At 62.4% G+C, this 24,271-nt stretch carries 15 protein-coding genes; 10 read left to right on the forward strand and 5 right to left on the reverse strand.

The window, feature by feature from the left end; genetic code table 11:
* Window positions 1-23: 23 nt before the first annotated feature.
* Complete coding sequence (locus tag JQ635_RS05070) at window positions 24-8,387, forward strand: RHS repeat-associated core domain-containing protein (protein ID WP_211408766.1); 8,364 nt, start codon at window positions 24-26, stop codon at window positions 8,385-8,387.
* Window positions 8,384-9,004, forward strand: a complete 621-nt coding sequence (locus JQ635_RS05075; protein WP_211408767.1) for a hypothetical protein — start codon at window positions 8,384-8,386, stop codon at window positions 9,002-9,004. Before JQ635_RS05070 ends, JQ635_RS05075 begins: the two co-directional genes overlap by 4 nt.
* A gap of 546 nt (window positions 9,005-9,550) precedes the next feature.
* Here JQ635_RS05075 and JQ635_RS05080 read toward each other — a convergent pair.
* On the reverse strand, window positions 9,551-9,949 hold the full coding sequence (locus JQ635_RS05080) for a winged helix-turn-helix transcriptional regulator (RefSeq protein WP_211408768.1): 399 nt from the start codon (window positions 9,947-9,949) through the stop codon (window positions 9,551-9,553).
* Window positions 9,950-10,045: 96 nt separating this feature from the next.
* On the opposite strand from JQ635_RS05080, the gene JQ635_RS05085 reads away from it, so the two are divergent.
* The 3 genes from JQ635_RS05085 to JQ635_RS05095 all read left to right on the forward strand — a co-directional run bounded on the left by JQ635_RS05085 (window position 10,046) and on the right by JQ635_RS05095 (window position 13,489).
* Entirely contained in the window at window positions 10,046-11,074 is a 1,029-nt protein-coding gene (locus JQ635_RS05085) for an SDR family oxidoreductase (RefSeq protein ID WP_211408769.1), read from the forward strand.
* 83 nt (window positions 11,075-11,157) lie between these two features.
* The gene (locus JQ635_RS05090; protein ID WP_211408770.1) at window positions 11,158-11,937 is read left to right on the forward strand and encodes a 2-keto-4-pentenoate hydratase; all 780 of its coding nucleotides are present in this window, start codon (window positions 11,158-11,160) and stop codon (window positions 11,935-11,937) included.
* A gap of 391 nt (window positions 11,938-12,328) precedes the next feature.
* Window positions 12,329-13,489, forward strand: a complete 1,161-nt coding sequence (locus JQ635_RS05095) for a PcfJ domain-containing protein (protein ID WP_211408771.1) — start codon at window positions 12,329-12,331, stop codon at window positions 13,487-13,489.
* A 131-nt stretch (window positions 13,490-13,620) separates the two neighbouring features.
* On the opposite strand, the gene flgH is transcribed toward JQ635_RS05095, so the two are convergent.
* From flgH to flgF, 4 genes are read right to left on the reverse strand one after another with little or no spacing between them, the layout of a single operon-like run.
* Complete coding sequence (flgH, locus tag JQ635_RS05100; RefSeq protein WP_211408772.1) at window positions 13,621-14,382, reverse strand: flagellar basal body L-ring protein FlgH; 762 nt, start codon at window positions 14,380-14,382, stop codon at window positions 13,621-13,623.
* Between the two features lie 3 nt (window positions 14,383-14,385).
* Window positions 14,386-15,540, reverse strand: coding sequence for a flagellar basal body P-ring formation chaperone FlgA (flgA, locus tag JQ635_RS05105; RefSeq protein WP_211408773.1), 1,155 nt, complete (start codon window positions 15,538-15,540; stop codon window positions 14,386-14,388).
* A gap of 10 nt (window positions 15,541-15,550) precedes the next feature.
* Window positions 15,551-16,339, reverse strand: a complete 789-nt coding sequence (flgG, locus tag JQ635_RS05110; protein ID WP_211408774.1) for a flagellar basal-body rod protein FlgG — start codon at window positions 16,337-16,339, stop codon at window positions 15,551-15,553.
* Between the two features lie 16 nt (window positions 16,340-16,355).
* Window positions 16,356-17,117, reverse strand: a complete 762-nt coding sequence (gene flgF, locus JQ635_RS05115) for a flagellar basal-body rod protein FlgF (RefSeq protein ID WP_211408775.1) — start codon at window positions 17,115-17,117, stop codon at window positions 16,356-16,358.
* A 386-nt stretch (window positions 17,118-17,503) separates the two neighbouring features.
* Here flgF and fliL point away from each other — a divergent pair, with 386 nt between their 5' ends.
* The 5 genes from fliL (at window position 17,504) to JQ635_RS05140 (ending at window position 24,268) form a co-directional block, all read left to right on the forward strand.
* Entirely contained in the window at window positions 17,504-18,004 is a 501-nt protein-coding gene (gene fliL, locus JQ635_RS05120) for a flagellar basal body-associated protein FliL (protein WP_211408776.1), read from the forward strand.
* A gap of 30 nt (window positions 18,005-18,034) precedes the next feature.
* Window positions 18,035-19,237 (forward strand): flagellar motor switch protein FliM, encoded by a 1,203-nt coding sequence (gene fliM / locus JQ635_RS05125; RefSeq protein ID WP_211408777.1) that lies wholly within the window; start codon window positions 18,035-18,037, stop codon window positions 19,235-19,237.
* The gene (locus JQ635_RS05130) at window positions 19,234-19,680 is read left to right on the forward strand and encodes a DUF6468 domain-containing protein (RefSeq protein WP_211408778.1); all 447 of its coding nucleotides are present in this window, start codon (window positions 19,234-19,236) and stop codon (window positions 19,678-19,680) included. The genes fliM and JQ635_RS05130 overlap by 4 nt, the downstream gene beginning before the upstream one ends.
* Window positions 19,681-19,689: 9 nt before the next feature.
* Window positions 19,690-20,451: a MotE family protein gene (locus JQ635_RS05135; protein ID WP_211408779.1), complete on the forward strand. Its 762-nt coding sequence runs from the start codon at window positions 19,690-19,692 to the stop codon at window positions 20,449-20,451.
* A 103-nt stretch (window positions 20,452-20,554) separates the two neighbouring features.
* A complete protein-coding gene (locus JQ635_RS05140; protein WP_211408780.1) occupies window positions 20,555-24,268 on the forward strand; it encodes a tetratricopeptide repeat protein in 3,714 nt (1,237 codons plus the stop codon).
* Window positions 24,269-24,271: the final 3 nt, after the last annotated feature.

Raw genomic sequence — 24,271 nt, forward strand, 5'->3', positions numbered from 1 at the left:
GAGTTCCATCTTGGGGGATGGTCATGTTTAAAAGAACTTTTTTTTTGCTGCTTTGCCTTTTCGTCTCGTTCGGCTTCGATCCACTAAATGCTCAAGGCCCAGTTCCGGTAGCGATTGGTTCGATTCCGGGGACATTTTCGGTCGACCTTTCCGGTAACTCGACCTATTCAGTACCCATCAAAATTCCTCCTGGCGCGGCGGGAACAGCGCCAAAGATCTCGTTGGTCTACGACAGCGGATCGCTGGGCGGTGCATTGGGCGCCGGGTGGTCGATTTCGGGCCTGTCGGTCATTACGCGCGGCCCGAAAGACGTATTCACCGACGGTCTTAGCAGCGGAATAAAGCTGGATGATGGAGACGCATTTTACCTGGACGGGCAGCGGCTCATTCCGATCTCAGTCACAGGAGCGGGGGCCGGCCGAAAGATAGAGTATCGCAAGGCGTTCGACGATCAGACGCGCATCACTCAGGTGGGCGCCGATTTCGGCCATTGCTATTTCAAGGTTGAGACCAAAGGCGGCGTCATTCTGCTGTTCAATGGAGAGCGTGGCAGCAGAGTATTGCTAGGGAATGGGTCAACCCTGCTGCTCGCCGAAAGCGCGGTCATCGACACGGCTGCAAGCAGGATAGTGACCGATGCTACCGGCAACCAGACTGTAGAGGTTGGTGGAAACTATATCGAGTTCTATTATGCCGGAAACGGCAAGGGCAATTACGATATTGAGTCGATCAAGTACACCGGCCGCGGGAGGCTGGTTGGCGGCCAGATCAAGGCGGATGCCGGTTTCGAGCCGTTTGCGTCCATAGACTTCAAGTACGAAGCAGTCCGGGCGCTCTCCAACTATATCGCTGGGAGCGAGATCGTCCGCGACGTACGTCTGATCGAGGTATCGAACGGGATCATTGGCAGAGTCGGCCCTCCTGCCAATCGATATACCCTTGAGTACGAAAACCGGAATACGTCAAACCGGTTTGTTCTAAAAGCATTGCATCAATTTGGTTCTGATGGACAGGAGCTTCAGCCTACCAACTTCGAATACACAAAACCGCCGACCGGGTGGGTCGACGCGGCGTATCCGTTCCCGAATTCGGTCGTTCTGGCGGGACGCAACCGTCTGGGCGCGGGCTATCGTTTCAAGCACTTTGCACCTACCGGCAAGCTTCCGGATTTGCTGTTCGCGGCCCAGATCGAAGGCAAACTCGAAGCATTCGCCTTCCGCAACGATCTGGATGCCCTGCTTCCCGGAAATCGGGTTTGGACTCCGATGCCGGATTTCAAGCCGCCAGTTGCCTTCACCAATGCCGACGGTGCCGATCTCGGGGTCATCGTTGAGGACGTGAGAGGCAAAGGACAGGCAAGCCTGCTGCAAGGCTATCAGAAGACCGGCGAACCGGCGACCTTCGCGACTTATACCGCGGGTGCGAAGGCCTTCGACAAGGATGATCCCTATCAGTTGCCGTTCGTTGTCAGCCTCGACGGAAAGATCGTTGCGCAGTATCGATTTGCAAAGTTCTCGGGCGGTGCAGCGCCCGATCTGATCTACGAGTCGATGGGTACGTCCGGTTTTTTGACCAACACCGGAAGCGGATGGCAGCCCGATCCCGCGCACCTCCCGCCGGTGGACCTCGATAGTCGAACATTGGTGATCGACATTGATTGCAGCGGCCATCCTGCGCTTTTGAGCGCAGTCAAAAATGGCGGCACCTACGATTGGAAAATTTATCGTTACCGGGCGACCAAGTGGGAAGAGGAACCCGCACTCAAGTTCAAGCCACGGTTCTCGGCCGCGACCGATCCTGCTGCGATCAGACAGATCACCTTTGACACGGGGGCTGGTGCGTGTCCCGGGCTGATTGTCGCTTCCGCAACCGGAGCGGGGGCGCGTGGTGCCTACGTGACGAGTTCGAACGGCTGGGTTCCGTTGGACGGACAGGGGGGACGGGTCGATAAGTCGCCTCCGTTCAATTTGGTGGACGCCGTTGGTAACGACCTCGGCGCAGTTGTCGCGGACGTTGATGGCGATGGCTTGCAGGATGTGATCGCGCACGCCCAGTTGCCAGACGGATCAGAAGTCCAGTTTGCGTACCTGCAATCGACCGTAGGCTGGGTTGCTTCGCCGGGCTTTAATCCGCCGCTGCTATCGACACTCAAAGTAGATGCTCCGCGAGTCGTCGCATTCATTGGTAATATCGATGGCAGTTCAGGTGACGACGTCATCAGCGTTAACGACACCGCTTCCGTAACGCCAAATCAACAAAACATATTCGGGAACATTTTCGTCAGCGATGGTTCAAAGTTCAATACCGAGGCAGCTTACGCGCCTCCCGTGCAGTTCTCCAGAAAGGATAAGCAGGATCGCGGTGTTCGCATTCTGGATCTTCACGGGCGCAACCTGCCGGATATCATCTATCGTCGCGACGTGACCCAGGACGGGAAAACTGTCGCGGTCGCCGGAGCATCGCGCAACACCGGCGCCGGTTGGGTCGACGAACCCGGACTTGTCCCGCTCTCACCGCTCGCGTCGGACGACATAGCAAGCAATCCGGCCCAGTTCGCCGACGTTTCCGGAAGCGGCTTTGCCGACATGATCTACAGCTATCGGGACAAGAACAACAAGCTCGACTGTCATCTGTATCGCAATGTCGCCCTCAATGACGAGCAGCGAAAATGGAGCGAAGTTGCGCCGGGGGGAGCAGAGGCGCTGACGATCCCGCCGACTTGCAGAGCGACCGACGATGGACGGATCTGGCCGATCGCGACCAATCAGATTGGCGACATGGGAGTCCGTTTTGTCAAGCTGAACGATCAGCGGCTCGCAATGCTCGTCAGCTTTCTGGGGCCCAATCCCGCAAATGGTCTTGGAAAACGGGCGAATGTTAAAAAGTGCACGACTGACGCGGCTGGCGTCGAGCAATGTAACGGCTGGGATTGGTCTCGCCTGCAGGCGGCTGCGTACATCTTCGACGGCGTCCGCTGGACGCCGGCTCCTGCCTATGCGCCGCCGGTTCCGTTCGTGGCGCAGATTGATAGCAATACTGAAAAGAGCCAGGACCTATTTGTCCAGATCACGGATATCGACCAGGACGGACTGCCAGATATCGTCGCCCGCTTCAAACACCCGCACGACGATTCAGTTGAGGTCGAGGAAGTATGGATCAATACCGGGAGCGGATGGAAGCTCGATCCTTCGATCAAGGTCCCCTATGGACTCGACGCGCCGCGCCGGGAACAGAAGACGCTCGTTCAATGGGCGGATGTCAATGGCGACGGCATTCCGGACATTGTGCTGTCCAAGAGAAGCGGTGGCACCAACAGCTCGAGCACGTGGCTCGGCACCGGAAGAGGCTGGGAGGCTTCGCCGAGCGGTAGCTGGCAAATTCCCCTCGACGCGATTTCTGACAAGGACGGTGATCCCGGGTTTCGGCTTGTCGATACCAAGGGTGACGGATTTCTGGACATATTGTATGCGCGACAGAATGACGATCTGAGCTTGACCACTGGTATCTTCTTCAACAACGGCACCGACTGGAAGACGAAGCTCGCGGACGACGTCGTTCCCAAATTTTCATTCGTTGATAAGGATGGCCTCGATCTGGGCGTCCGGATCATGAGCGTTACAGGTCGCGGATTGAGCGACATTGTTCAGTCATTCGCGGGCGAGGCACCAAAGGTGCGACTAAACACGTCCCGGCGCGCGGAGATGCTCAAGGCGATCAGGGAAGGCGCCGGACTTCTGACCGCGATCTACTATCGGTCGCTTTCGGAGAACGACGATCCCGCGACATCGTACGTGGAGGATGCCGATACTTCGTACAGGATGCCCAAGAACTTGCTGGGACCACGCGTCTATATCCGAGGCGCTCCCGATCCATTTCCTCTGATCGCTCCCGTGCCAACGACCTATGTCGTGCGTCGCGCGACGGTCGATGAGGGCGCCGGACGCACAGCCAGCTTTTCGTACCGCTACGGCAACTATCGCGTCGACAATGCGTCGATGCGTTCGCTGGGCTTTGGGTGGCGTGAAAGCCTCAATGAAGTGAACGGTGTACTCTCGCGTTCTGAGCTTTTGCAGGATCCACGATTCCGAAACAGTGCCAGGCGTGAGGCGAGCTGCTGGTTACCTCTCGACAAATGGTCGGCTCATCCAGAGAAAACTCCGGACGACCTCTGTCCCATGGATGGTCCGGAATTGCAGGCGCGCGAATGGGAGCAAAAGCTCAGCGAGACCCGTAACTGCTGGCTCACCGTCGAAGGCGATACCAGCCATGGTGCTTCGAAATCGATTCGCAATTGCTGGGACCAGGCGCCGACGCCGCCCCAGCCGATGGTCGCTGGAAGTCCTTATCGGATTCGTCAACTCAACCTCGATTCGGTGAGAACGACCCAGTTCGAACTGGATCGAAAGCTCATCTCCGAGAGCCTCGACACATTCGTGTACGACTCTCCTTCGGACGTCCTGCTACGGCGGATGAACGTCCTGAAGACCCGGAGTGAGTTGACAGATGGCTCGTCAGTGGAGACGACGAACGAGTACCGTCAGGATACGGTGGATGACAATCGGTGGTACCTGGGTCGATTGACTGACAGTACGGTGAAGAAGGTTGGCGATCCCGTCGCGGCGGGCGCGCCAGCGAGAAAGACGGAGGAACGAGCTTCCGCCTTCGCGTACGTTGAAGCAACCGGATTGTTGTCGCAGCAGATCGCGAACGCCGGTACTTCGAAAAAGATCTCGACAGCCTACCGGAGGGATGCGTTTGGAAATGCGATCGAAACGACGATCGTAGCAGACGGCGAATTGCCGCGCACAACAAAGTCAATCTACGATGACCGAGGGCGTTTCGCGATTTCGGCGACCAACGCTCTTGGTCAGAGTGTCAGCAAGGTGATCGACGAGCGAAACGGGTTACCCAGGTCCGCAACCGACGCGAATGGATTGTCTACTCAATACGAATACGATGGATTCGGCAGGCTACGTCGTCAGACTAATCCGGACACAATAGCGGCCACGACGCGTCTGCTTTCGGTCGACGAGGCTCGGACCTCGATTCCCGGTGTTGATGTCACTGCTGGGCTGAACGCGGCTTTCGTTTCGGTCGCTCAGGTTGATTCCCTGCCGCCCACGATCACCGTCTTCGACAACAAGAGTCGTCCGCTCCGAATTGTTGCGGATGGCTTTACGAAGGACGGCGTCGGTCATCGCTATATTTTCAGAGACACTGAGTACGATTTGCTTGGGCGGTCCATAAAGACGTCGCTTCCTTACGAAAGTGGACAAACACCTCTTTGGTCGAGAAGCTTCCTGGATGTCATGGGACGGACATACAGGACGGTCTCGCCCGACAATCTTGTGACGCTTACGGAATACCGAAGCCTGCAGAACCGTGTCGCTAACGGCGTACCTCACGTCCCGCCACAGTCTTGCGTGGATCTGGCCGCCGGGCCGTTGCTTGGCGGCGGCGAGGTTGACGTGACCGTCGATCCGGGAGGACTCGCTCGAAAGTCATATTCCTGCGTCAATATGCGCAAGCAAGTTCTGCTGTCCGTGGACGGCAAGAAGGGCTCTGTCCGGTTTGAGTATGACGCCGGCGGCAGGTTGGAAAAGATGGTCGGTCCGACCGGTGCAACTACCGTCCACATGTATGACGATTTCGGAAACCGGATACAGTCGTCGGATCCGGACTTAGGTGTCTGGCGTTACGAATACAATTCATTTGGACAACTGGTCCGACAGATCGACGCCAAGAACCAGATTGCGATTATCGAATACGACGTTCTGGGTAGGGTCGTGCGCCGTCAGGAGAACGATTCATCCACGATCTGGCGTTTCGATCGGGCCGAGCATGGCATAGGAAAGACCGCCGAGGTTGAAAAATCGAATGGATACCGCGAAGTCTATTCCTATGATGGTTTCGGACGTTCGAAAAGCGTGGCGGTACAGATCGGCAAGGAACAGTTTGTCACGTCGATGGACTACGACCGGCTTGGTCGGCCGAGCACGCTGTATTATCCGACGGCGTTCTCCGTGCGGAACCGATACGACAAGAAGGGGTTTCTGGTCGGCCTCGAGGACACGCGCGGTCACAAGAATTTCTGGACAGCCAAAGAGATTGATAAATATGGTCGCGTAACGGAGGAAACCTACGGCAACGGCGTCGTCACGACGCGAGCGTTCAACGAGCGAAATGGTCGCATCGAGGAGATGGAAACCGTCACCGAAAACGATCGGCGGATTCTCAACCTGAATCTAAGATACGATCTGATCGGTAATCTTGAGCGGCGAACGGAATCGGTCGAAGGCAAGCGAGAGACTTTCAAATACGATGCGCTCGATCGTCTCGTCGAAATGGATTCGGGCGGCGAGCGCTCGCGCTATGCTTTCGATGCCGCTGGCAGACTGACCTACAAGCAAGGCGTCGGGACCTACCACTATGCGCAGAATCCCGGTGAAATCGACGGCAATACCGCCAAGCCATTTCATGCAGTGCTTCAGACGAGCAACTCCGAGGGGCATCACCGCTTCTTTTATGACTTGAACGGTAACATGACAGGCGGGCCGCAAGGCCATTTTGAGTACACGTCCGACAACCGCGCTGCACTGATCTATACGGAGCAGGATGATTGGACGAGGTTCGATTATGGTCCGGCCGGGGATCGCTTCCGGCAGTTTGTCCGCAAGGGAGCGCGATCGACAGAAACGCTCTATCTTGGAAAATTCGAGCGAGTGATCGAATATACGTCGGGCGTGACTGACGAAAAGTTTGGACGGCTCACCCGCAACCGCCATTATCTGTCGAACAGTTCCGGCGTGTTTGCCGTGGTCGAGAGGGACGCTCAATACGCAGACTCTGTTCTCGACAGACACGCATCTAGGCGCATCCCGCGCACTATTGGCGAATCGCTGCATGAACAGACGTGGTACCTGCATGCTGACCAGCTTGGGTCAGTTCTTCGCATTACGGATGAGAAGCAGCGCCTGAGAGACCGGATCTGGTACGATCCGTGGGGTGCAAGAACGTCACGTATTGCCGGGGACGGAGGGGAGGGCGTGCAACTCGGAAAGTCCTGGAAGCGCGGCTTCACGGGGCACGAGCATCTGGATGAGTTGTCGCTTATTCACATGAATGGGCGGATGTACAGCACGCTGCTGTCCACATTCACGTCTGTAGATCCCATTAACCAGGCCGCCGCAGATACCCAGGCCGGTAATGGTTACATGTATGCGCGCGGAAATCCGCTCAAATTCGTTGATCCTTCAGGCTACGGCTTCTTGGGCGATGTTTGGCACGCTGTGACTGCGCCGTTCCGCGCGGCAGGCAATGCAATCTCTGACGCGGCGCACGGCATCGGCCATTTCTTCAGCGAAGCCGGGAAATGGCTGTCTGAAAACTGGCGGGTGGTTGTTGTTGTTATCGTTGTTATCGTCATCGAGGTCGTCACGTTCGGTGCAGCTACCGCGGCAGTGGGACCACTTGCGGGTGCGATCCTCACTGGTATGGCCGCTGGTGCGGCAGGTGGAGCGCTCGGCGCTGCATTGTATGGAGGCACTCTGGATGATGTTCTTGCGGCGGCCGTAAAGGGAGCGGTAATCGGCGGCATATCGGCCGGTGTAACTTATGGCGTCGGTAGCTATTTCCAGGCCGTTCAGGGAGCAAATGAGGCCCTGACGACTTCCCAGGAAATCGAATCGATTGCAGCGCACGGGGTCGTCGGTGGTGCCAAGCAGGCTGCCGAAGGTGGAAATTTCTGGCAGGGTTTTGTGGCGACGGCTGCGACTAAGGCGTCGTCATTGTGGGGCCCGGATTTCCAATCCATGTCAGCCAATGTTGCCCGAGCAGCGGTGGTCGGAGGAACCGTTGCGGCAATCAATGGCGACAAATTCGCGAATGGAGCGATACTTGGTTCATTTTCTTATGTTTTCAACGATTACGCTCATACCTATGCTACGTACGGAGTTGCCGCAGGCGGTATGATGGCCGCGGGCGGATCGCTGGTTGTTGATGCCGCCACGGGCGGTGTAAATGTCCTGGCGACACCTGCGGAGATTGCGGCCGGTAGCTCACTTGGGGGTGCCGTCGGGTACGGGCTTGGCAGCATCGTAGATTGGGCGATGAGTTCAGGTTCAGGGCCCACCTTGCCTGAATTTGACTTTAATGATCCTACCAGACCGCCAGTTGGGCCAGGAGGGCAGCAGTGGGAGTGGAAAGGTAGTGGGAGTGTTGGTTCGCCCCAAGGCGCATGGGTGCCTCCGGGTGGAGGAGAGAGCCTCCATCCGGATTTGAATCATGCGCCGCCGATTGGCCCCCATTGGGATTATCGAAACAAGAACCTGCCACCCGGTTGTCAGGATTTTCGTTGCTATCCGGGGGGCAGAACGGAGCCGAAATGACATCTGTTTCGAGCATTAAAATTGATCGAGAAATCGGGCTCGCGCATTTTCGGCGAAATGCTGACCTTGATCAGGCGGGTGCTGTTGCCTTGAAGTCAGGCGTGTTCTTCGTTCTGGCGCCCAAATCCTCGGGTTCCAAAGTATTGGAAAGTCTCGACACAGGCGGCATCCTGCCAGCAGGAGATTTGATGCGGAGTGGTCCGCTAGATGTTCAGGCAGTGCGAAATACGGTTCTCAACCTGGCGCGATTGGTTCAATGCATGTCGCTTTCCGGTTGCTCGCTGGAATGGTTTTTTCGAGAACCCTACGCGGGAGCTGCGGCCAAAGATGCGATACTGCATCAGGTGGGAGGGGGCAGTTATGAGCGAATGGAATTGACGGCAAACTCCCATCTCTCGTTCATAGCGAGAGTTATCGAGGATCACCGGGAATCGTGGTCATTTTTCATGTTTTGTCGCGAGGCGAAACGCGACGAGCCGTTCAAAGCGGAAGACGTTAAGTTCATGGTTGTGAATGCGTACGACGGCGAAAGCTTTTGTTGTTGGCTCGACGACCGTTCGACATTTGCCAAAGATGTTCTGGGGTACGAAGAACAGCTCCTAACCGCTGTTTCTTAGAAGCTGCCGCCTGTGGCATAACACCCGGCGGCGCTAGTTCGCCGGCGATAGTGGCGACGAACGTGTCCTCCGAGAAGCTGATTTTGGAGACGTCCGGCATGGATTTTCCAGTGGGGATCGTCATTTCGACGGCGTTAAAAACAAGCCTTTTCAATGACTTATAGCCATCGCCCTGTTCATAAGTTGCGTACCCCCCGGATCGACCCGTTCTTATTGTGAAGATCGCCCCATTCTTGTGAGACGGTGTCGAGCAAAATCAAGCACATAGTCGACGCGGTCTTATTGTGTCAGCACATTTTGGACGCAAGGCGCCATTTCGCGCCGCGCTCGGCATTTTGCCTGTCGCTCGACACCGCGCGTCAACGTGCGAGCGCAATCTCTAAAAGTGAATCGCGATCAAGGGGCTAGACTCGATTCCTCCGAGCTCACGTGAGTTCGGATGAGAAACAGCCTTCACTTCAGGTGCGGGAAGTTTTTGCGAGTCGCATCAACGAGATCGGCTCGGATGCTGAGTGGCTGATCGAGCTGCATCACGCAGCGCTGCAATCAGGCCTCGCGCGACGCCACGAGGCGTGCATCCCCATAAAGCCTCGACCAGCTCAATATTTCCTTAAACGCCGGGAGCAGGCCGTAGGCCGCATCCGTCAGCTCGTACTCGACCCTTAGGGGTTTCTCCGCAAAGGCGGTTCGGGACACCAGCCCGTCCTGCTCGAGCTCGCGCAGTTGCATGGTCAGCATGTGCTGGGTGATGCCGCCGATCGATCGCCGCAAGGCGCCGAAGCGAACCGCGCCGTTCATCAGGGCGAACAGGATCTCCAGCTTCCACTTGCCGCCAAGGGCATGGATGGCGCGCTTGAAGTCGGCGAGCAGAGCGGGGTCGGGGCTGCAATCGCAGTTGCCGTCGCAAGGGTCGGTCAGGTTTTCCATACCGGTCTCGAAATCCATTCTACTTGTCCGCAAGCACATAGTGACCAGATGCGGCCTTGAGCAGGGCCTTGGTGGAACCAATTTGCCGGCCCATGTAGCGAGGGGAATTTGGCAATGAGCACTGTTCTGGTCACCGGCGGGTCGGGCTTCGTCGGCATCCACGTCGTCCTGCAGCTTCTGGCCGCCGGTCACAGAGTGCGGACGACGGTGCGCCGGCCGGAGCGTCAAGCCGATGTGCTGGCCATGCTGCGCGAGGGCGGGGCGGCTTCGCCAGAGAGCGTATCCTTCTTCACGGCCGACCTCGTCCGGGACGAGGGGTGGCAGGAGGCGGTCACGGGCTGCGACTACGTTCTCCATGTTGCCTCCCCGCTCTCGACCAGTGTTCCCAAGGACGAGAACGAGATGATTATCCCGGCCCGGGACGGAACGCTCCGCGTGCTCCGGGCCGCGCGCGAGGCCGGCGTCAAACGGGTGGTCATCACCTCGTCGCTGGGTGCGATCGGCTACGGCCATCCGCCGCGCGAACAACCGTTCGACGAGACCGACTGGACCAATCTCGGCGGCGCCGACGTGCAGCCCTACATCAAGTCCAAGACGCTGGCCGAGCGGGCGGCCTGGGATTTCGTCGCGCGCGAAGGCGGCGGGCTCGAACTGTCGGTGGTCAATCCCGCCGGGATTTTCGGCCCCGTGTTGGGGCCGGACTTCTCCGGCTCGATCGAGATCGTCAAATCGCTGCTCGACGGCGCCATGCCCGCGGTGCCGCGGGTCTATTTCGGTGTGGTCGACGTGCGCGACGTCGCCGATCTGCATCTGCGGGCGATGACGGCACCGCAAGCCAAAGGCGAGCGCTTCATCGCCGTCTCCGGGGAGACGATGTCGATCCTCGACATCGGCAAGGTGTTGCGGCGGGAACTGGGGCCGGCCGCGCGCCGGGTTCCGCGGCTCCAGGCCCCCGACTGGCTGGTGCGGCTGGCCGCGAACCGGATTCCGCTGCTGCGCGCGGTCGTGCCGATGCTCGGCCGTGTCAGGCATTCCACCAGTGCCAAGGCGCGGTCGCTGCTCGGCTGGCAGCCCCGCTCCAACGATGAGGCGATCCTCGCGACTGCCGAGAGCCTGATCCGGCTTGGCCTCGTCAAGCCGTGAGTCTGCCCCCGCTCGCGCTTGTCAGGCCGGACCGGGGATGCTGAAGTGCTGTCCTCGATTACGTAGCGTGGGAGGCGGCGCCGATGGACAAAATTCTCGAAGCCGCAAAGGCAATCGCGCTGGCGCGCCGCAACCATGCGCCGCTTGCAGCCCTCGAGGTTCCACCGGCTGACGAGGCCGAGGGCTATCAGGTCCAGCGTGCGCTGCACGATCTGCTGCTGCCGCATCTCGGGCCGCTCGTCGGCTACAAGATCGGCTGCACCAGCCAGGTGATGCAGGAGTACATCGGCATCCCGCATCCGTGCGGCGGCGGCGTGTTCCAGAAGGGCGTGTATGAGAGCGGTGCGAAGCTCTCGGCCTCCAAATATGTCCGCGTCGGCGTCGAATGCGAGATCGCGGTGCGGCTCAAGCGTGATCTTGCCGCCGGCGAGGCGCCGTTCACGGCCGAATGGGTCGAGGAGGCGGTCGAGTCCTATAATCCCGCGATCGAGATCGTCGACGACCGCTACGTGAAATGGGAGACGATGGGCGCGCCGACGCTGATCGCCGACGATTTCTTCGCAGCCGGCTGCGTGCTCGGGCCGTCCGTGCCGCGCTCGTCGGTGCCGGACCTGAAATCGGTCAAGGGCCGCGCCATCGTCAATGGCGAGGAGGTCAGCCACGGCACCGGTGCCGACGTGCTCGGCCATCCGCACAATGCCCTCGCCTGGCTCGCCAACCATCTCGCCGCGGAAGGCAAGGGACTGCATGCGGGGCAGCTCGTTTTGACGGGGAGCCTCGTGAAGACGCTGTGGCTGAAGGCCGGCGACAAGGTGCGGATGGAGCTGGACGGTCTTGGCGTGGTGGAGGCGGAGTTTAAGTGAGTTCTCGCCGCTCTCGTGCCCCGGACGCAGCGCAGCGCCTCTTTGGCGGTGCGCTGCAGAGCCGGGGCCCATGCGGCAGCGTGTTCGGCGACTTCCTGGGTCCCGGCTCTGCGCCGCAACGCTGACGCATTGCGCCGCGTCCGGGACACGAGAGTGTGTGGCCGCAACGTTGCCAAAATGTCGCGAGCCTCTTTCGCTATGTGCAGTTTCTGAATTTCAGACGCGGCGCATCTTGCGCCCGCCGGCGATCGGGTATATGAGCCCCGTCCCATTCAACCTGCGCGTTCAACAATGAGGAGACCAGCCGTGAACAGTCTGTGGCGATCGACACGCTCCGTGCCGACGCTCTCAGTGCGTCCGGCTGACAGTCATCCAATCATGTTGAACGACAATGGCACATTCATTGATTCAGCGCCGGCGGGAGGCCGAGCGCGCGCGGGTTGAAGCCTACGAGCTGTCGCTGCGGCATGTGTCGCAGCGGACGCGTCCTCCACCGGATTTCGAGACCGCGATCTACGAGGCCAGGCGTGGCTTCGAGGCGGACGTCGTGCGCGACGCCCAGGCCTGGAAGCCGCGGATGAAGACTCGCGATGCCGCGCGTCTTCGTCTTGCTGCGGCCCGCTATCTCTTCGCGCGTTATCCCGTCGCGGAACATCTGGAGCAGATCTGGATCGACGGCGCGGGACTGGGCGCAGACGAGATCCGTTTGCGCAAGCGCTGGTACGTCGTGGCGGCCGGTGGTGGTTCGCTCTACGGCGCCGGTGCGAGCGAATGGCTGTCTCGCAAGGAGGTCCATGCGTTCCTCAATCCCTTGGGGAAGGTCGGCTTCGAGGCTGCGATCTGGCAGGCGATTGCGCGATCCTATGCAAACGATCCCGGCGTTGCGATGCAGATCGCGCGCACCAGGATCACGCAGACGCCCCGTGCCGAGCATGGCTTCTGGCGCGAGGTGGTGCGCTTCTTCTGCGCGCATCCAACCACGGTCGAGGAGATGGACGATCTCCACGATTACCTCGCCGCGTGCTATCGGCGTGATCGCAAGTTCAGCCTCAAGGGGCGCTCGCTGGTCTCGCTCGGCCGGCAGATGCGCGAATGGCATCGCGATCTCGATGCGATCGCTCGCATCGAGGCTGCGCGCCGTCGCGCGGAGGCTGCGCGGAACCGTGCGCGTGGGCTGGCAGTGGAGCCCGTCGACGAGGCCTGGCGAGGTGCAGCGATCGCGGACTGGTCATGGACTACGTCGTCCAAGGACCGGGCCAAGCGTGAGGAGTATGTCGTGGTCCAGCTGCGGACCGCGGACGATCTCGTGGCCGAGACGCGCGGCATGCGTCACTGCGTCGCCAGCTACGCGACAAAGTGCATTGCCGGGCATGCGTCGATCTGGTCGCTCCGCCGCCGTGCTGGGGGCAGTGTGCAGCGGCTGCTGACCATCGAACTGGATCGCCGTTCCCGGGCGGTTCAGGTTCGCGGGTTTGCAAACCGTCCGCCGCTCGCCGAGGAGTGCAAGATCCTCGAGCGGTGGGCGCAAGCACGCGGGATCATGCTGCTCTAAAAAGCCTGCGCCGCTACGGCGGCGCAGGCAAAATACATGCGGCCCTCGCCAGGGGAGCTAGCGAGGGCCGCGTAGTACACCGTCGTTCGCGCCTAGGTTCGCGAACACGATGTGGGAGCTCTTAAAGAAGCTTAGAAGGGTAGCAGCACGTCCATGACCTGCTGGCCGTAGCGCGGCTGCTGCACGTCCATGATCTGGCCGCGGCCGCCATAGGCGATGCGGGCCTGGGCGATCTTGCTGGAGTCGATGGTGTTGTCGCTCTGGATGTCCTCGGGACGGACGATGCCGGCGACGACCAGCTCGCGGATCTCGTAGTTGACGCGGATTTCCTGCTTGCCTTCGACGACGAGGTTGCCGTTCGGCAGCACCTGAGTGACGACCGCCGCGACATTGGTCTGCAAGGCTTCCTGGCGCTGGACCGAGCCCTTGCCGTCGGCGGAGGACGTCGAGTCGGTGGTGAGAAGACGGCCGGGCAGGATCTTGAGCGGCTGTGTGATCGTCTGGCTGCCGATGAAATCGGTAATCCCCGAATCTTCCTTGGCGGTCCGGCTGCGCTGGGTCTCGTTGGCGATGTTGGCCTTGTCCGTGAAGTTGACAGTCACCGTCAGGAGGTCGCCGACCTGATGGGCGCGCTGGTCCTTGAAGAAGGCGCGGCTGCCGTTGCGCCATAGCGAGTTCGGATTGTAGGAGGCGACTTCAGGCTTCGGCATCGGCATCTGCACCGGCTTGTAGCCGGGCTGTGTCGTCGGATTGTCGATCGCGGACAATTTCGGCTGCTCGCCGATCTGCGACAGGCGGTCGATCGAGGAGCAGCCGCCCAGCGCGCAGGAGGCCAGCAGCAGGGCAGAGATCGCGATGCGACGGAGACGGGAAGCCGAACTGAACGAAGACATGACTTACTCTGACTTGGCTGGAGCTTGCGAGGTGCGGGCTTGCGGGATCTGGGCTTGCGGGATCTGGGCTTGGGCGACTTGAGCCGATGATGCCGGGGCCTGGACCAGGTTCCGGACGAGGGCTGCAGTGTCGACGGGTGCGGGCGCCTCATCGTGCTTGAGCGAGGAGGTCTGCTCGACCGCGGGCGTCGTCGGCGCGGATTGGCTGGCGCCCTGGACCGTCACCTGGCCGCGGCCGGTGACGACCCCGGTCAGCGTGCGCTTGGATTGCAGGTTGAGCACGGAGACGGTGTCGCCTTCGGCGCCGCTCTCGATCGCCTTGCCGCGCGTGGTGAGGTAGAGGCCGGGCACCTGGTAGATGATGGTGACGCTCTGGTCGCGCTGCACGAAGTCGGGCTTGACGATGTCGGCGACGCGGATCGGCGTGCCCGCCCGCATCGGCCGGCGCAGCTGCATGCCGATGGTGCGGTCGCGCGAGGCGGCCTCGCCGGTGACCTCGGCCTTCGGCCGGCGCTCCAGCGAGATGTCCGAGGCTTTCAGCATGTCGGAGCGGTCGATGTCGCGCGTCAGCACGGCGACTTCCACGGTCTCGATCGCGGTGCCGGTGAAGCGCAGTTTGGTCGGCGTCGGGGTGTTGTCGTTGTTGATCTCGAAGGCGATGTCGAAACGGCCGCTGCGCGCGTCGTAGCGGGTGGCGACCGGCAGGAGCGCACCGGTGTTGGAAGCGTCGAGCCGCATGTCGGAGACGCCGCGGTCGAAGGTGACGGTGATGTTGGCGGCATCGCCAAGGCCGAAGCGGCGCTCGAGCGCGGAGGAAACCGCGTTTTCGAGATCCCTGTTGGCGAGCGTGCGGGCGAGGCGGGTGACCTGGACCTCCTTGATGTCGCCGGTCATCACGCCGATCACCTGCTTGGCGCGCAGCACGCCCAGGACCTGCGCAACCGGCAGCGCGCCGGTGGTGCCGAGGTCGGGCGAGCGGTAGACTGGGATCAGCGCGGCCGAGCCGGCATTGTCGATGAGGTCGCCGACCCGCACCACGTCCGAGGTCACGGTGACGTTCGCGCGCAGCGTCGGCGCGGCGATGCCGTCGTCGGCGGCCTCTGCCGGCAGTGCCAGCAGCAGGAGCGCAGAGATCGTGGCGATTGTGGCGCGGATCATCGTCATCACCTCAGCGGAACAGCGCCGTGGTCGATTGCATCATCTGGTCGGCGGCGCTGATGACCTTGGCGTTCATCTCGTAGGCGCGCTGGGCGGCGATCAGGTCGCTCATCTCCGAGACGACGTCGACATTGGCCTGCTCCAGGCTCCCTTGCGTGACCTTGCCGTAGCCTTCGGTGTTGGCGGTGCCGTCCTGCGGCGGGCCTGAGGACGGCGTCTCGGTGAACTGGTTGCTGCCGACCGGCTGCAGGCCGGCCTTGTTGATGAAGCGGGTCACGTTGACCGTGCCGATGACCGAGGAGGTCGACGAGCCCGGCAACGTCACCGAGACCTGGCCCTGCTCGTTCACGGTGATGCCCGAGGCGTTGTTCGGGATGGTGATGGTCGGCTGCACCGGGTTGCCCTGCGCGGTGACGACGCGGCCCTGGTTATCCATCTGGAAGGTGCCGTCGCGGGTGTACTGGTAGGTGCCGTCGGGCATCAGGATCTTGAAGAAGCCTTCGCCCGAGATCGCGAGGTCGAGGTCGTTGCCGGTCTGCGACAGCGTACCTTGCGTCATGCTGCGCGGCGTGCCGACGGTCTTGACGCCGCCGCCGATGTCGACGCCGACCGGCAAGATGGTGCCCTGGTCCGAGGCCTGCGCGCCGACGCGGCGCACGTGCTCGTAGATCAGGTCCTGGAACGCCGCGGTCTGCTTCTTGAAGCCGGTGGTGCGGAGGTTCGCGATGTTGTTGGAGATCACCTGAACGTTGAGTTCCTGTGCCGCCATTCCGGTCGCTGCGGTGTGAAGCGCCTGCATGTCAGTTCTCCCTCAATCAGGCCGGAACGTCGGCGAGCTTCTCGATCGCCGATTTGTGGAGGTCGCTCTGCTGCTGCAGCAGGTTGGCGATGGCGGTGTAGCTGCGCATGACTTCGACCATGCGGGTCATCTCGCCGACCGAGTTCACGTTCGACTTCTCGATGTAGCCTTGCTGCACGGTCGACTTGGTGTCGGCCTGCTGGTTCGCGGAACCCGCGGCATAGAGGTTGGTGCCGAGCTTGGTCAGCTTGGCCGGATCGTCGAACGAGACCATGCGGATCTTGCCGCGGATCGAGTCGGTCCTGGCCGTGCCCTCGAGCACGGTGACGGTGCCGTCGGGCGCGACGTTGATGTCGTGGTCGGTCGGCTGGAAGGTGATCGGGCCGCCGGTGCCGAGCACGAGGTTGCCGTCGGAGGTGACGAGCTGGCCGGTGCTGCTCAGCGTGAACTTGCCGTCGCGGGTGTAGCGCTCGGCGCCGTTGGCCTGCACGGCGAAAAAGGCATTGCCGCTGATCGCCATGTCGAGCGGGTTGTTGGTCGGCTCCATCGGCCCCTGGCCGACGTCGCGGAAGGTGCCGCGGTCCTGCACATAGGAGACCCGGCGGTCGGAACCGATGAAATTGTCCTCACGCGCGTTCGAGTTGAGGTACTCCTCGAACAGCGAATGGTCGGCCTTGAAGCCGTTGGTGTTGGCATTGGCGACGTTGTTGGCGATGACATCCATCTGCCGTTCCAACGTCATCTGCCGTGACAAGCCGATCAGAAGCGCGTTCTGCATCGGAAGATCTCCCCTGAGTGAGATCTGCCACCTCGCTCTCCCAAGCGCCTTGGCCGACCCCGTGAACGAGACTGCCGGGTTCTCCCAAACCCTGCGGTCTCGGCCCTCTCTCAGCGAAAGCCGTGCCAACCTGAAAATCGTTTATGTTTCAATGCTTTGGTGATTTTTCGAGGGCGCGGGGAGGCGGCAGAAAGGTTCTGTTAGCCATGTTTGCCCGGCAGATTTTTCCTAGCTGAGGCCCAATCGAAAGAAACCGTTAACCATTATTACCGTAGCGTTTGCGGGCAAGAGGAGCGCATTGCGCTGGGACATTCGTATCGCGTCACTGTCTGCCAGGGGGCTTCGCTCTTTCGATTCCTTTAAGAGATGAGCGAGCCTAAGCGACCATGGCAGAGAATGAAGCGGAAGGCGGCGCAGCCGCTGAAGGCGCTGAAGCCGCTCCCCCGAAGAACAAGCTCAAGCTCATCATCATGGCCGTCGGGCTGCTCGCCGTCCTCGGCGGCGGTGCTGCGACCTGGTTCTTCTTCTTCCGTCACGGCGACGACGAGCATCATGCCGAGGTGGCGCCCCCGCCGAAGCCGCCGGCCTTCGTCGACGTGCCCGACATCATGGTCAATCTCGCCGGCGCGCCGGGTGAGCGCGTGCAATATCTGAAGCTGAAGATCGTGCTGGAGCTGAAGGAAGAGAAGCAGATCGAGGCGATCAAGCCGACCATGCCGCGCGTCACCGACATCTTCCAGACCTATGTGCGGGAACTGCGCTCCTCCGACCTCAACGGCTCCGCCGGCATTTTTCGCCTCAAGGAAGAGCTGACCAAGCGCGTCAACGCGGCGGTCGCGCCGATCCAGGTCAGTGCGGTGCTGTTCAAGGAAGTCGTGATCCAGTGATGATGCTGCGGAAGGCAACGGGCTAGCGTCATGGCCGGCAACGAGCAAATGGACCAGGATGCGATTGCCGCCCAATGGGAGGCGTCGCTCGATTCCGAGGATCCCGCAGAGGCGGCGAAGGCCGCTGCCGAAAATGAGCTATCGGAGACCATGGCCCTGCAATGGGCGGCCATGGTCGAGGACGGCAGCCGCGATCTCGGCACCGGCAAGAATTCCGGCGAGCGGGTGTTGTCGCAGGAGGAGATCGACAATCTCCTCGGCTTCACCGTCGGCGACGTCACGCTCGACGACCATTCCGGCATTCGCGCGATCATCGATTCGGCGATGGTCTCCTACGAGCGTCTGCCGATGCTCGAAATCGTCTTCGACCGTCTGGTGCGGTTGCTGACGACGTCCTTGCGCAATTTTACCTCCGACAACGTCGAAGTCTCGCTCGACCGCATCACCTCGGTGCGCTTCGGCGACTACATGAACTCGATCGCACTGCCTGCTGTCCTCTCGGTGTTCAAGGCCGAGGAATGGGACAATTTCGGAATGGCGACGGTCGATTCCAACCTGATCTATTCGATGATCGACGTGCTGCTCGGCGGCCGCCGCGGCACCAGCCAGCTCCGCATCGAAGGCCGGCCCTACACCACGATCGAGACCGAGCTGGTCAAGCGCCTGGTCGAGGTGGTGCTGGCCGACGCCGAGCACGCGTTCCGGCCGCTATCGCCGGTGACCTTCACGATCGACCGGCTCGAGACCAACCCGCGCTTCGCCGCGATCAGCCGTCCTGCCAACGCCGCGATCCTGGTGCGCCTGCGCATCGACATGGAAGACCGCGGCGGCAATATCGAGCTGCTGCTGCCCTACGCGACCATCGAACCCATCAGGGGCGTCCTGCTCCAGATGTTCATGGGCGAAAAATTCGGCCGCGACCCGATCTGGGAGGGCCATTTCGCCACCGAGATCGTGCAGGCCGAGATCGCCGTCGATGCCGTGCTCTACGAGGCCGACATTCCGCTCAAGCAGCTGATGCGGCTCAAGGTCGGCGACACGCTGCCGCTCGACATGCGCGCCGATGCCAACGTGACCGTGCGCTGCGGCGACGTCACGCTGACCGAAGGGCGGATGGGCCGGGTCGGCGACCGCGTCGCGATCCGCGTGACGAAACCCCTGCGCAAGCCAAGTACGACACTTGCGATGTTCGAGAAGGTTGACGAGCAGAACAAGATGATGGAGGCCCCATGAACCACTCCCTGGGAATGGCGATCGAGACGCTGGTGGCTATCCTGCTGATGCTCACGATCGGCTACTGTATCCTGCTGAACAAGCGGCTGACGCGGCTGAAGGCGGACGAGCATTCGCTGAAGGCGGTGATCGCCGAGCTGATCACCGCGACCGAGATCGCCGAGCGCGCGATCGGCGGGCTGAAGCTCGCCGTGCGCGACGTCAACGAGAACCTCGGCAGCCAGCTCGCGGCGGCGACCCAAATGTCGGACCAGCTCTACAAGCAGCTCGGCGAAGCCGACAACGTGGTGCGGCGCCTGTCCAAGATCGCGATCGCCGCGCGCCCCGTGACCAATCCGGAAACCACCGCCGTGCCCGTTGCAAAACCCTCGTCGGCGAAGGCGGTGGCGGCTGCGGCCGAAGCCTTCTCAGAGCGCAGGCGATCCAACGGCATTGCCGCATAAAGCCATGGTATGAAGTCCTTCCGTAACATCCGCGTCATTCCGGTCGTCCTGGTCGCCGTCGCAGGTCTCGCCACGCTCAAGGTCGCGGGCCTCGTGGTCAATGGCGGCTATGTGTTCGACTACCAGCCGAAACAGGTCAAAAAGTCCTGGGCGCAGGAGAATCTGAACTTCCCGACCGGCCGCGAGGACCCTGACATCACCGGCTCGACCCATGGCGCGCCGAAGGAGGCGCCGAAGCCCGCCGCACCCGAGACCAAGCCCGAAGGCACCGTGGTGAAGGTGGAGGAAGGCCAGCCGCAGGTCTCGGCCTCGGAGCGCGCGATCCTCGAGCGCCTGCAGGCGCGGCGCCAGGAGATCGAGGCCCGCCAGCGCGAGATCGATATCCGCGAAAGCCTGCTCAAGTCCGCCGAGAAGCGCATCGAGAACAAGGTCGAGGAGATGAAGGCGGTGGAAACCCGCATCTCCGCGACCCAGGCGGAGCAGAAGGCCGCCGAGGCCCAGCGCATGAAGGGCCTCGTTACCATGTATGAGGGCATGAAGCCGAAGGACGCAGCGCGGGTGTTCGACCGGCTGGAGATGGGCGTGCTGATCGAGATCGCCTCGGCGATTGCGCCGCGAAAGATGTCGGACATCCTCGGATTGATGTCGCCCGAGGCGGCCGAGCGGCTCACGGTCGAGATGGCCCGCCGTGCCAATGGCGGCGGCGATCAATCCGCCTCGGCCGGCGATCTGCCCAAGATTGACGGCAAGCCGACGCAAAAGCCGAATTGAGGGCTCATACTTAAGAAGTCCTTAATTGGCAAAATCTACATTCGAGGGCATGGGCCGGCGCCAGTTGCCGGCGTGAACCGCCGAACCGGAAGACATGCCGCAAATGGCGCGAGAGGCTGCCGCTGGATTTGTGTCGCGAGCCCGCGCCTTGGCGCGGCGGCTGTCGCGTCATGTCCGCAAAGCGCCGGTGCTGGCAGCCTGCCTCCTGATCGGCCTCACGGCGCCCGGCCGGGCCGCCGATGCTATCAGGGGCGAAGCGAGTTTTTCGGCCGGCGGCGGCTTTGCCCGTCTCGTCATCAAGCTCGGCGAGGATGTTCCGTCCGAGGTGACGACGGCCGGCTCCATCCTCATCATCCGCTTCGACCGTCCCGTCGACGTTCCCGTCGACCGCGTTCCGGAAGGCGCGCCCGACTACGTCAACTCGGCCCGCCGCGATCCTGACGGCGGCGCCATCCGCCTGTCGCTGGCACGGCGCGTCACCGTCAACACCATGAACGCCGGCGAGCGCACCTTCATCGACCTCCTGCCGGAGGGCTGGAAGGGGCCGCCGCCGAGCCTGCCCATGGACGTGGTCAAGGAGCTCGCCGAGCGCGCCCGTCTCGCCGAACGGGCGCTGCGTGCCCAGCGCGCCGCGGCCGAGACCAAGAAGCGTCCGCAGATCCGCGTGCGCGCCTCGGTGCAGCCGACCTTCGTGCGCTTCGTGTTCGAGATGCCGGACGGCGTCGGCGTGTCCTCCGTGCTCAACGAGCAGAAGCTCACGCTCATGTTCAACGCCAACCTCAATTTCGACCTCGCGGACGCGGTCGTCGCCGCGCCGCCGAACGTCGCCTCGATCAAGCAGAAGGCCGACATCGACCAGACCAGCGTCGAGATCGCGCTGATCGGCGATTCCGACGTGCACTCCTTCCGCGACGACAAGAACTACGTCGTCGACGTCTCCTTCCAGCCGGACAAGGGCAAGACGGCAGCGACGGCCGAGTCAGTGATCGCGCAGGCCAAGCCCACCGGCCACGCACCGGCGCCTGCGCCGGAAAAGCCGGCGGCCGAGAAGCCGAAGGATGCGCATCGCGAGATCGCGCCGCCGACGTCGGAGACGATTGCGCGCGAGGCCAAGATCGATGTGAAGCCGGAAGCGCCCGCCGCGATGCCGGCCGCCGAAGCGCCGAAGCCGGCTCCCGCGGTCGCCGCCGAAGCGCTGAAGGAACCGCTGAAGGAAGTTCCGAACCCGGCGCCTGTTGCCGAAGCTCCGGTTACGCCTGCCAAGCCCGCAATGGCTGAGGCGCCCAAGGAGGTCGTGACGGAAGCGGCGAAGGAGCCGGTCAAGGAAGCTGCCAAGGAAGCCACGAAGGTCGAGGCGGCGCCGCCGCAGCCCGCCGTGGCCAGCGTCGATGCGCGCCGCGACAGCGACGGCCTGCGCGTCACGTTCCCGCTTCAGGTCTCGACCCCTGCGGCGGCGTTCCGCCGCGGCGATACCATCTGGCTGCTGTTCGATACACCGAAGCCGATCGACGTCGAGGCGATCCGCGCCAAGGGCGGCGCGATGATCGGAGAGGTCGGCCGCATCCCGCTCGACAAGGGACAGGCGGTGCGCATCCGTCTCACCCGGCCGCTGGTCTACTCGCTGACGAGCGAGGAGGTCGGCAAGGAGACCAACTGGCTGCTGACCCTTGCCGACAAGATCCAGGCGACACCGCTGCCGCTGATGATGTCGCGCAACATCACCGATCCCGCGCTCGCCAACATCGCGATCCCCTTTGCCAATCCGGGCCAGCTGCACAAGCTGACCGATCCCGATGCCGGCGACACGCTCTACGTCGTCACCGGGCAGCGGCCGGTGCGCGGCTTCATCAAGCGGCAGGACCTCGTCGATCTCTCGCTGCTGGAATCCGCGCACGGCATCGCGATCCGTCCGAACTCCGACGAGGTCGGCATCGAGGTCGGGTCCGACAAGGTTATCCTCGGCAAGAAGGGCGGGCTGACGCTGTCTCCGGTCGACATCTCCGCCGAGCGGGCGCCGACCGCGGTGCGCCCGATCTTCAGCCCGGAAGCCTGGCGCAAGGGGCAGTCGGAGAATTTCTGGACCCGGCAGAGCGATCTGGTCATGGCGATTGCCGCCGTCGAACCGGCGATGCGCTCGCTGCCGCGGCTCGACCTCGCGCAGTTCTACATGTCGCGCGCGATGTATCACGAGGCCAAGGCCGTGACCGAGTTGATGCTGGCCGATCCGCTCAACAAGGAAGAGAGCGGCGCCCTGATCATGCACGCGATCGCAAGCATCCTGATCGGCCGGCCGGCCCAGGGCCTGAAGGACCTCGCCAATCCCGTGATCGGCAACAGCCATGACTCCCAGCTCTGGAAGGCGCTCGCTTACGCGCGGCAGGGCAAATGGGCGGACGCGCGCGAGAAGTTCAAGAACGTCGAATTCGCCATCGCCTCGCTGCCGCTCGACGTCCAGCGTATCGTGACCATGGACGCGATGCGGGCTTCGCTCGAAGTGAAAGACTATGCCGGCGCCTCCAAGCGCCGCAGCGAGCTCGAGGTGGTCGGCGTCTCGCCCGAGGCGGCGCCCGGCTTTGCCGTGTTGCGCGGCCGGCTCGGCGAGGCACTCGGCCACGACAAGGACGCGCTCGACGACTACCAGTTTGCGGTCGCCTCGAACGATCGCCTGGCTGCGGCAGAGGCCAAGCAGCTCGAGGTCGCGCTGCGCCAGAAGCGCGACGAGATCGGCAAGGAAGACGCGCTACGCGAGCTCGAGACACTGTCGATGACCTGGCGCGGCGATGCGATCGAGGTCAAGACGCTGCAGATGCTGTCGCAGCTGTATGCTGCGAACGGACGCTACCGTGATGCGCTCACGGCGGCGCGCACCGCAACGAGGCTGCAGCCGAACGCCGAAGCCTCGCGCCAGGCGCAGGACCTCGCCTCCGAGCTGTTCACCCAGATCTTCCTGGGGCCCAAGGGCGACGAGCTGCCGGTGGTCGAAGCGCTCGGCATGTTCTACGAGTTTCGCGAGCTGACGCCGATCGGCCGGCGCGGCGACGAGCTGATCCGGCGTCTGGCCGACCGTCTCGCCTCGATCGATCTGCTCGACCAGGCCGCCGAGCTCTTGCAATACCAGGTCGACCACCGCCTCGAAGGCGCCGCCCGCGCCCAGGTTGCCGCGCGCCTGTCCATGATCTATCTCGCCAACCGCAGGCCCGACAAGGCGATCTCGGCGCTGCGCGCAAGCCGCATCAGCGATCTCTCCGGTGAGCTCAGGCAGCAGCGCCTCCTGCTGGAAGCGCGCGCGCAGAGCGACGTCGGCCGTCACGATCTCGCGCTCGACATCGTCTCCAACGTCTCCGGGCGCGAGGTGCTCCGCCTGCGTTCCGACATCTTCTGGGCGGCGCGGCGCTGGCGCGAGTCCGCCGAGCAGATCGAGCTGTACTACGGCGAGCGCTTCCGCGATTTCAAGCCGCTCAACGCGGTGGAGAAGAGCGACATCATCCGCGCCGCCGTCGGCTACGCGCTCGCCGACGATTCGATCGGCCTGTCGCGCTTCCGCGAGAAATACGCGCCGCTGATGAGCGAGAGCGCCGATCGTCTCGCCTTCGACATCGCCAGCAAGCCGGCCGCGGCCTCCAGCGCCGAATTCGCCGAGATCGCCAAGCTCGCCGCCAGCGTCGATACGCTGGATGGCTTCCTGCGCGAAATGAAGCAGCGCTTCCCCGACGCCACCGCCCGCGCACCGGCCTCGCCGCAGGCCAGGGACGAGAGCGACCACACCGGCTCGCTGCCCACGATCCCCGCCGTGCGGCAGATCAAGATGACGCGGTAGGAA

The sequence above is a fragment of the Bradyrhizobium iriomotense genome, from assembly GCF_018130765.1.
In the GTDB taxonomy this organism is placed as follows: domain Bacteria; phylum Pseudomonadota; class Alphaproteobacteria; order Rhizobiales; family Xanthobacteraceae; genus Bradyrhizobium; species Bradyrhizobium iriomotense_A.

Excerpts from the sequence above, each read along its gene's own strand:
- JQ635_RS05070 (WP_211408766.1), top strand. The coding sequence starts at position 24 with ATGTTTAAAAGAACTTTTTTTTTGCTGCTTTGCCTTTTCGTCTCGTTC.
- JQ635_RS05075 (WP_211408767.1), top strand. The coding sequence starts at position 8,384 with ATGACATCTGTTTCGAGCATTAAAATTGATCGAGAAATCGGGCTCGCG.
- JQ635_RS05080 (WP_211408768.1), bottom strand. The coding sequence starts at position 9,949 with ATGGATTTCGAGACCGGTATGGAAAACCTGACCGACCCTTGCGACGGC.
- JQ635_RS05085 (WP_211408769.1), top strand. The coding sequence starts at position 10,046 with ATGAGCACTGTTCTGGTCACCGGCGGGTCGGGCTTCGTCGGCATCCAC.
- JQ635_RS05090 (WP_211408770.1), top strand. The coding sequence starts at position 11,158 with ATGGACAAAATTCTCGAAGCCGCAAAGGCAATCGCGCTGGCGCGCCGC.
- JQ635_RS05095 (WP_211408771.1), top strand. The coding sequence starts at position 12,329 with ATGGCACATTCATTGATTCAGCGCCGGCGGGAGGCCGAGCGCGCGCGG.
- flgH (WP_211408772.1), bottom strand. The coding sequence starts at position 14,382 with ATGTCTTCGTTCAGTTCGGCTTCCCGTCTCCGTCGCATCGCGATCTCT.
- flgA (WP_211408773.1), bottom strand. The coding sequence starts at position 15,540 with ATGATCCGCGCCACAATCGCCACGATCTCTGCGCTCCTGCTGCTGGCA.
- flgG (WP_211408774.1), bottom strand. The coding sequence starts at position 16,339 with ATGCAGGCGCTTCACACCGCAGCGACCGGAATGGCGGCACAGGAACTC.
- flgF (WP_211408775.1), bottom strand. The coding sequence starts at position 17,117 with ATGCAGAACGCGCTTCTGATCGGCTTGTCACGGCAGATGACGTTGGAA.
- fliL (WP_211408776.1), top strand. The coding sequence starts at position 17,504 with ATGGCAGAGAATGAAGCGGAAGGCGGCGCAGCCGCTGAAGGCGCTGAA.
- fliM (WP_211408777.1), top strand. The coding sequence starts at position 18,035 with ATGGCCGGCAACGAGCAAATGGACCAGGATGCGATTGCCGCCCAATGG.
- JQ635_RS05130 (WP_211408778.1), top strand. The coding sequence starts at position 19,234 with ATGAACCACTCCCTGGGAATGGCGATCGAGACGCTGGTGGCTATCCTG.
- JQ635_RS05135 (WP_211408779.1), top strand. The coding sequence starts at position 19,690 with ATGAAGTCCTTCCGTAACATCCGCGTCATTCCGGTCGTCCTGGTCGCC.
- JQ635_RS05140 (WP_211408780.1), top strand. The coding sequence starts at position 20,555 with ATGGCGCGAGAGGCTGCCGCTGGATTTGTGTCGCGAGCCCGCGCCTTG.